This is a genomic window from Protofrankia symbiont of Coriaria myrtifolia, assembly GCF_900634755.1.
In the GTDB taxonomy this organism is placed as follows: Bacteria; Actinomycetota; Actinomycetes; order Frankiales; family Frankiaceae; genus Protofrankia; species Protofrankia coriariae.
Genome location: NZ_CAAAFS010000010.1, coordinates 1 through 8,061, shown reverse-complemented (window position 1 = coordinate 8,061; position 8,061 = coordinate 1). Strand labels below are relative to the sequence as shown.

Genomic DNA, 8,061 nt, shown 5'->3' with positions numbered 1-8,061 from the left:
TAAGCGCCATTGGGCTCCAGCCGGTCGTTCTGGACAGCGGTGACGTCCGCCGTTCGGACCGCGGCTGTCAGCGCGGCCCCGAGGCAGCCGAACGCGATGGCGAGCGTAATGGCCACCACAACGACCACCTTCCTCTTCATCCTGTTCTCCCCCACGCCGACGGCCGTCTGTCGAGCGGTAGCCCTGGTTATGAAGAGCGCTGGGCAGCGGCGGAACGCCGACTACCGGCCTGGGGCCACCCCGCACGGACCCGCGCCACCGCGTGGCCCGCCGGCCCCCACGTGTTCCACCGGCCCGTGGCCTCGGTCGTTCCACCAGGCCCTCATCCAGCCTGGCGGAGCCGTCGCGGCTCTGACAGGGACCTTCGGCAGAGGTGGTGGGGTCTGTCCCACCCGCTTTGACAGGTGCCATGACCTGGCCGATGGGCAGGCGCTGTGCCTGGCCGGCCGGTCGGCCCCGACATCGGCCGACGCGCAGAGCGGACGAGCGATGATCGTCCCCGTACGTCGGCACGGGGCGGTCAGGTGATCCTCAGGATCTGAACGGATCTTTCGTCTGGTGGCCGCCGGATGATTTGGTCAGCGCATGGTAGCGAGCCACGGCATCCGTGCGGTTGGCCGCGCCGAGCTTCCGCAGAATGTGCTTCACATGCGATTTCACGGTGCCTTCGGTCACGAACAGGCTGCTCGCGATCTGTGCGTTCGTCTTACCCGAGGCCAGGCTACGCAGCACCTCGCACTCACGGGGGGTCAGACTGGCGAACAGCGCGTCCTCGGGATACGCCGCCGGCGTCTCCCGGAAATTCTGTCCCGACGAGTGCGCGCCCAGTGAGCGGTTCGGTGGCTTCTCCGAGCCATCGCCGATCTCCATGACGTCCTCGGCGATGTCGTCGACGAGGTCGTTGACCGCGCACACATGTTCGTTGAACATGGACCGCATGAACCGCAGCCGCCGGAAGAGCGCGTTTCTCTCGAACGCGACACCCACCCCCGCGGCGAACATGCCGATCAGATCGCGGTCGAATTCGTCCACCCCGCCGAGTTCCGCCTGCCGGTCGGCGTGCAGCAGCCCCACCACCTTGCCCCAGGAGACCACCGGGGCGGCCACATAGCCCTTGGTGCCGACCACGGCAACCATTTCGGCGTGGACGCGCGAGCTCGACTGGGGGTTCCGTACCAGGATCGGGACGCGGCGCCGTGCCATCTCGCTTTCGACCAGTGCGCCGGTCAGCGGCCGAGGATTCGCGATACCGACCTGCACCAGCGTCCGGGCGAGCTGCTCCTCGCCCTCCGTATAGGCTGTGCGCGCGATCCAGACACCCTTGTCAATGCGTGAGAACAGAATTCTGGTGAAACCCAGCCGATGGGCCTCCACCGGTGCCCGCTCCTCCAGAGCCGACAGCGAGGAGGCCCCGCGTAAGTGGCAGAGCGCCTGCTCGACACCGAACATCCTCGCCGTTCGCCGCGCCAGCGTGGCCTCCATCAACGTGACCCGGGCCAGCCCCGACTGCAGAAGAACCTCCGCCAGTTGCCGGACCGAGGAGTCCTTCGACGACTGGACGGCGAGGCTCATACATTCACTCGCCGCGCGTTGGGCCGCCCCCAACGCCGCGTCCGCCGCCTTCGGGTCACCGTTGGCGAAGTCTGAATACGTCACGCCGTCGTCAAGGATCCGCTCGGCGGTTCTCAGGATCTCCCTGGCCCGCTGGACGCCGTCCTCGACCGCCACCGGCTCCGAGCTGGCCATGTCCGAGTCCGACCCGTCGTCCAGCACGGGAGCATGGACACCACTGCCCATTCCCGCCTCCTCTTCGAGTCGCAGGATCCACGGCGGCATCGAGGCCATGCGCCAGCGAATCTGACGCGCGGCTGGCCGATCCCCCTCAGCCCTCCGGCGGCCGGTGTGGCACGGCTTCGACCCGCCACTCAACGGACGGTCGATGATCGACATATCACTCGACTTTGGTCGATACATTAGACCGATAGGCCAGGATGGTCCAGACGCGACGTGCGGGTGCTTCGCCGAGCGTCATGCGCGCGACGCACCCACCAAGAGCACCGAGAGCACTTATTCTGTAGCCGTGCGCAACCGAATGGGCGGTGGCCTTCGTCGGCGGACGGCGACGCCGGGGAGGATTGTCGCGAGTGCGTCGTCGGATACGCACGCAGGCCGAAAAATACCCAGCAAGAAGCGTTCGCCCCCGGCCGGCTTGGCGAACCCGGGCCTACAGACCCAGCGACTTACTGATGATGGTCTTCATGATCTCACTCGTGCCGCCGTAGATACGCGTGACACGGGCATCCGCGTACAGCCGGGCGATAGGATACTCCAGGATATAGCCGTAACCACCGAACAACTGCAGGCAACGATCGACCGTCCGGCCCTGCAGTTCGGTGCAGTAAAGCTTCACTTTTGCCGCGTCCACCGGGCTCAGCTCACCGGCGACGTGCTCGGCCAGCGCGCGGTCCACCATCGCCTGCGCCGCCTCTATTTCCGTGGCCACCGCGGCCAGTTCGAACCTGGTGTTCTGGAAGTAGCTGACCGGCTTCCCGAACACATGGCGTTCCCTGACATAGGTCACGGTGGTGTCCAGCGCGGCCCGGGCCGCGGCCAGCGAACTGATCGCGATGCTCAGCCGCTCCTGGGGCAGACCGTGGGTCAGCTGCTCGAAGGCTGCCCCCTCCTCCCCCAGCAGGTTCTCGACCGGCACCCGCACGTCGGTGAACGACAGTTCGATGGTGTCCTGCACCTTCAGGCCGATCTTCGCCAGATTGCGGCCCTTCTCGAAGCCCGGCATGCCGTCCTCGACGACCAGCAGGCTGAGCCCCCGCCGCCGGTCGGACTCGCTTCGCGAGGTTCGCGCCACCACGACCACCAGGTCGGCGAGCGCACCCCCGCTGATGAACGTCTTCGCGCCGTTGAGCACATAGTGCTCGCCGTCCCGGACCGCGGTCGTGCGCACGCCGGCCAGGTCCGAACCAGCGCCCGGTTCGGTCATCCCGATCGCCGCGAACAGGTCGCCGCTCACCAGGCCCGGGAACCAGCGCCCACGCTGCGCCTCGTCGGCGTGGTCCAGGAAATACGGAACCACCACGTCCAGGTGTACCTGTAACGTCCCCAGCGCGACCAGCGCCCGGGCGCACTCCTCGTTGATCACGGCGTTGTAGGTGAAGTCCGGCTGGTCACCTCCGCCGTATTCGGCCGGGAACGCCATCCCCAGCACCCCGAGCTTGCCCAGGTTCCGGAAGAAATCCCTGGGGACCGCACCGGCGGCCAACCAGTCGTCGAAGACGGGCACCACCTCGCGGGTGAGATAATCCCGGAGCATCTGACGGAAGCTCTCGTGGTCGGCGGTAAAACCGGTGCGCCGCATTCCCGACGTCCTCTCATGGTGTTGTGAGCAGCAGAATAGCCCCACCGGCCCTCGTCCGCCGCGAACAGTCGACAACACCGCGGAACCTCGGCCGGGTGCCACGGGCAGGGCGTGGGGCAACTGGGGTACGCATCGTAACAAAACCGTTGAAAGACGGAAATCTCAACGCGATCAGAAGCGACCAGAAACAGTGGGACGTGGGACCGGCCGCCCCGGACACCGGTCCCACGTCCCCGACCCACTCATGATCCCGTGAACGGCTCCGCGGCCTCGCGGCTACGAGATGTCTGCCTCGCGCGCTCAGCTCTTCTCGGGCACCCAGGTGGCGGGCAGCCGCTTGACACCGTTCATGAAGTTGGACAGCAGCATGTCGCGCTCGCCGACCCTGAGGTCCTTCATCCGGGTGTATATCTCCCGCACCTCAGTCTTGATCATCTGCTTGGCGAGCATGTGGCCCAGGCAGTAGTGCGGGCCACCGCCACCGAACGCCTGGTGCGGGTTGAACTTGTTGACCCGCCGTACGTCGAACGCGTCGGGGTTCTCGAACACGTCGGGGTCCCGGTTACTGGATATATACCACATGACGACCTTGTCACCCTTTTTGATGGTTTCCCCACCGAATTCGGTGTCCCGCGTCGCGGTGCGGCGGAAGTGCATCAGCGGCGGTTCCAGCCGCAGGCACTCGTTGACGGCGTCGTCCGCACGCCTGTCGAAGTCCGCCATGACGTAGGCGAGCTGGTCGGGATACTCCTGGAACAGCGAGAGCACGTGCGCCATCGAGTGCCGGGTGGTGTCGTTGGCTGCCGCGGCGAGCAGCGCGAAGAAGACGCCGACCTCCTCGACGGACAGCTTGTTGCCCTCATACTGCGCCTGGGCGACCCAGCTGAGCAGGTCGTCACCCGGATTTTCCTTGCGTTCCTTCGCCAGCTCGATCGCGAGGGTCGCCAGCTTCTGGGAGGCGTCGGCGAACACCTGGAGCGGAGAGCCGATATGCGCGTACTCGGGGTCCGCCCAGCACGCGAACTGCTCGGCCGCGTCCATCACGTACTGGATCTGCTCCGGGTCGGTGATCCCCATGAAGGTCGCGAAGATCCGGCCGGGCACCTCCTTGGTGATCAAGTGGCAGAGGTCCCCCTCGCCCAGGGGCGCGACCCTGTCGATGACCTGATGGACGATCCCGCCGATGTCCTCCGACATCTTGAAGATGTTCTTCGGCGTGAAGGCGACGCTGACGACGCCCCGCATCTTGGTGTGCCGAGGAGCGTCCGTCACGATGAACGACAACATCGTCTCCAGCTGCGGGAAGTCGTCGACGAACACGCCGTCGGCGGAGCTGAACAGCTCCGTGTCCCGGGAGATGTTCTGGATGTCGCGGTACTTCACCACCGACCAGAACCCTTGGGCGTTGTTCAGGTTCGGGTCCAGGGCCTCGGGCGCCTCGTGCCAGCTGACCGGCTTGTTCTCCCGTAACCAGCGAAATGCCTCGTGATGGACGGACCGGGGCTTGGCCCAGAACTCGAGCGAGCTGAGCCGCGTGTCGACGGTTCCATCGGTAATCGTCATGGTCGCCCCTTTCTCAGGCATGTACTACAGGCCTGATCGTAATCTTCCGGGCTCCGCAGCACTCCCCTCGTAGGAGTCAACCTGGTGCCCCCATCGGGATAAATTTTCGCGGGCGTCGCCACGCCGCCGGACCTGTCCGGCACGGACCGCGCGACGAAGAGCGCGCCCCAGCGCCACGACGGATTTTCGCCGTTCAGGTCAACCTGATTCGACAACTACGATCACGACCGCCGGAACGCCGTCGCGCACCGGTATCGACGGACGGAGCCGGCCGGGCGCCACACGGTCGCCACGGCCGGCTCCTCTGGTCCGTCAATCAGTCATGCCCAGTTTTCGAGGAATGCGGTCAGAAACGAATCAGACCTCGAATGTTCCGGCCGTCCAGCATGTCCTGGTATCCCTCGTTGATGTCCTCCAGGGAATATTCCCTGGTCACCAGCTCGTCGAGCTTGAGCTGGCCGCGGTTGTACAGCTCAAGATAGCGGGGGATGTCGTGCTGCGGGTTCGAGGAGCCGAACAGCGCGCCGCGGATCGACTTCTCGTACAGCGTCAGCTCGAACAGCGACCCACTGATCGAGATGTCCGTGGGATGCCCGATCGCGGTCACCACCACCCTGCCACGCTTACCCACCAGGCTCAGCGCCTCACCGACGTACGCGCCTTCGGCGACGTCCGTCGTGATGATGCACGCGTCCGCCAGCTGCCCACGGGTCAGCTCGCTGACCAGTTCCCGTGCCGCGTCGACGGTGGCGGCCGTGTGGGTCGCGCCGAACTCGACAGCCTTCTGCCGCTTGAAGTCGACGGGGTCCAGCGCGACGACGGTCCGCGCGCCCGCGGCCCTGGCCCCCTGCACCGCGTTGACGCCGATACCACCGACGCCCATCACGACCACGGTGTCACCCGGCCGCACCTGCGCGGTGTTCACCGCGCTGCCGTAACCGGTCGGGACACCGCATCCGATCAGTGCCGCCTTGTCCAGCGCCGCACCCTGGTCGATCCTGACCACGGACGCGACCGGGACGACCGTGTATTCCGAGAAGGTCCCGAGCACACACATCTGCCCGATATCGTGACCGCGCGCGTGGAATCGGTAGGTACCGTCCAGCTGGGGGCCAAGAATAATCGCCGCCCCGAGATCGCAGAGATTCGTCAGGCCACGCGAACAGTACGAGCAGCGCCCGCAGGAGGGCAGGAAGCTCAGGACGATCGAGTCGCCTTCCACCACCTCGGTCACGCCCGGCCCGACCGCCGCGACGATACCGGCGCCCTCATGCCCACCGACGACCGGGAAAGGAATGGGGATGTCGCCGCTGACCAGGTGATAATCTGAATGACACAGACCGCTGGCGGTGAGCTTGACCAGAACCTCGCCCGCCTTGGGCAGGTCGAGTTCGACCTCCTCGACCTGCCACTTCTCTTCCAGCCCCCACAGGACGGCGGCTTTGGTCCTCATTCGGACGACCTCCTTCGGCGGTGAAGGCTCCGTCTCGAGCGCGCCAGCCGACGCCAGCCGAATGCTGCTGGCGCGCTCGAGTGCCTATCTCCACAGGATGACCTTGTGACGTGCGTAACAGTACTCCCGCCGTGTTTCCGGCGGATCTTCCGTACGAGGTGTTTCAATACCCCCGCAGAGGGATGACGATCCGCTCTCGATCATCGAAATCGTGATCGCCGCCCGATCGAGGAAGAGCAGGCCCGACGGTCATGCGGGCCGCTGCTGGCGACTCCGGGCGCGAAGGCCCACGCAACCGGACAACGACCGCTGTAGCCGCCCGCTGACGGAGCCGACCGGACACACCCTAAGCGGATCAGCCTGAGCGGATCAGCAGTGACCGGTAGTCCAGTATGAGCATGGTCCAGTACGCGCGCCACACCATTCACCGAGCGTCGTTTCGCCGAGAGCTGTTCACCCCGGCAGAAGCACTGGCACGGCTGGGATCGTGCCCCTGGCAGGGCGCCGAGCAGAAGGGAGTCGGCCGAAGGGCCGACATCGGGGGTCCGAGGGTCGTCCCCCGGGACGATATCGCGGCCTCCGGCGAAGCCGACCGGAAGTCGGCGAGCAGGCAGAACCGGCTCGTGCCCCTGGCAGGAATCGAACCTGCGGCCTACCGCTTAGGAGCTAATACCGTCCGAGCGGTGCGCCGACCTGCGTCGTTGCTGGTCGGCGCCACCCGTTTCCCTCGAAGTTAGTAGGCCATCCCCGATCTTCGCCCGACGCTCAGAACCGGTCGCCCAGGCCGAGCCGGTCATGCGCGTTGCGGGCCCGCCGGTCCTGCGCGCTGGCTGCGTACCGGTCGACCATCTGACGGGAGCGCCACCCCATGATGCGCATGAGGTCGCCCTCGGTGCCGCCGGCCTCCAGCCAGTCATCCGCCAGCGTGTGGCGGAACTGGTGGGGGTGCAGGTGCGGCAGGCCGATCCGCTTGCCCCGGCGCGAGAGCATCCGCGCCATACCGTCGCTGGTCAGCACGCGGCGGCCATCCGACGACAGCCACAGCGCGGGCAGCTTCGCGCCAGGCTGACGGGCCCGAGCCCGCAGGTAGCGGCCAAGCGCCAGCGCCGTGTTGTTGCCGATCGGCGCGTCGCGGGGGCGGCGGCCCTTGCCGAGAACGTGCAGCACCTTAGCCGTCAGGTCGACGTCGGGCACCTCCAGCTTGCCGACCTCGCTTCGCCGGCCGCCACTGTCCATCAAGCTCCGAATGATCGCGTTGTCCCGCCGCTCGATGAACTCCTTGCCCGCGCAGGTGGCCAGGAGCGCGCGGATCTGGTCGTCCTCCAGCACGGGCACCGGCGTTTCCGGCACGACCGGGGGACTCATCCGCTCCAGCGGCGACCGGTCGATCTCCTCTTCGGCGAGCAACCAGCCGAACCACTGCTGAAGCGCCCGGTACACCTGGTTGGCGTAGGCCGCGCTTCGACCTTCCGGCCGCCGGGGGCTCGGCAGGGTGCGGAAGTCGATCAGGAACTGTTCGACGTGGGCGCGGGTGATGCCGGCGGCGTCCTCGGGCGCGGCGTCACGCACGAGCAGCCAGGCGACGAACAGGCGCGCGGCGTTCAGGTAGAGGCCGCGGGTCTTCTCGGTCTTGTTCGCGGCCTCCAGGGATCGACTCCAGGAGGTCAGGAGT

At 66.8% G+C, this 8,061-nt stretch carries 5 protein-coding genes; all 5 read right to left on the bottom strand.

Annotated elements, in window-relative coordinates:
* Nucleotides 1–531: 531 nt before the first annotated feature.
* Nucleotides 532–1,797: a LuxR C-terminal-related transcriptional regulator gene (locus CM1CMNOD_RS00415; protein ID WP_013871707.1), complete on the bottom strand. Its 1,266-nt coding sequence runs from the start codon at nt 1,795–1,797 to the stop codon at nt 532–534.
* A gap of 427 nt (nt 1,798–2,224) precedes the next feature.
* Nucleotides 2,225–3,373, bottom strand: coding sequence for an acyl-CoA dehydrogenase family protein (locus tag CM1CMNOD_RS00410; protein WP_013871706.1), 1,149 nt, complete (start codon nt 3,371–3,373; stop codon nt 2,225–2,227).
* A 300-nt stretch (nt 3,374–3,673) separates the two neighbouring features.
* Entirely contained in the window at nt 3,674–4,936 is a 1,263-nt protein-coding gene (locus tag CM1CMNOD_RS00405) for a cytochrome P450 (protein WP_043602684.1), read from the bottom strand.
* A gap of 346 nt (nt 4,937–5,282) precedes the next feature.
* Entirely contained in the window at nt 5,283–6,389 is a 1,107-nt protein-coding gene (locus CM1CMNOD_RS00400; RefSeq protein ID WP_013871704.1) for an NDMA-dependent alcohol dehydrogenase, read from the bottom strand.
* Between the two features lie 765 nt (nt 6,390–7,154).
* On the bottom strand, nt 7,155–8,061 hold a 907-nt coding region (locus CM1CMNOD_RS00395), incomplete at its 5' end, for a tyrosine-type recombinase/integrase (protein WP_207387449.1).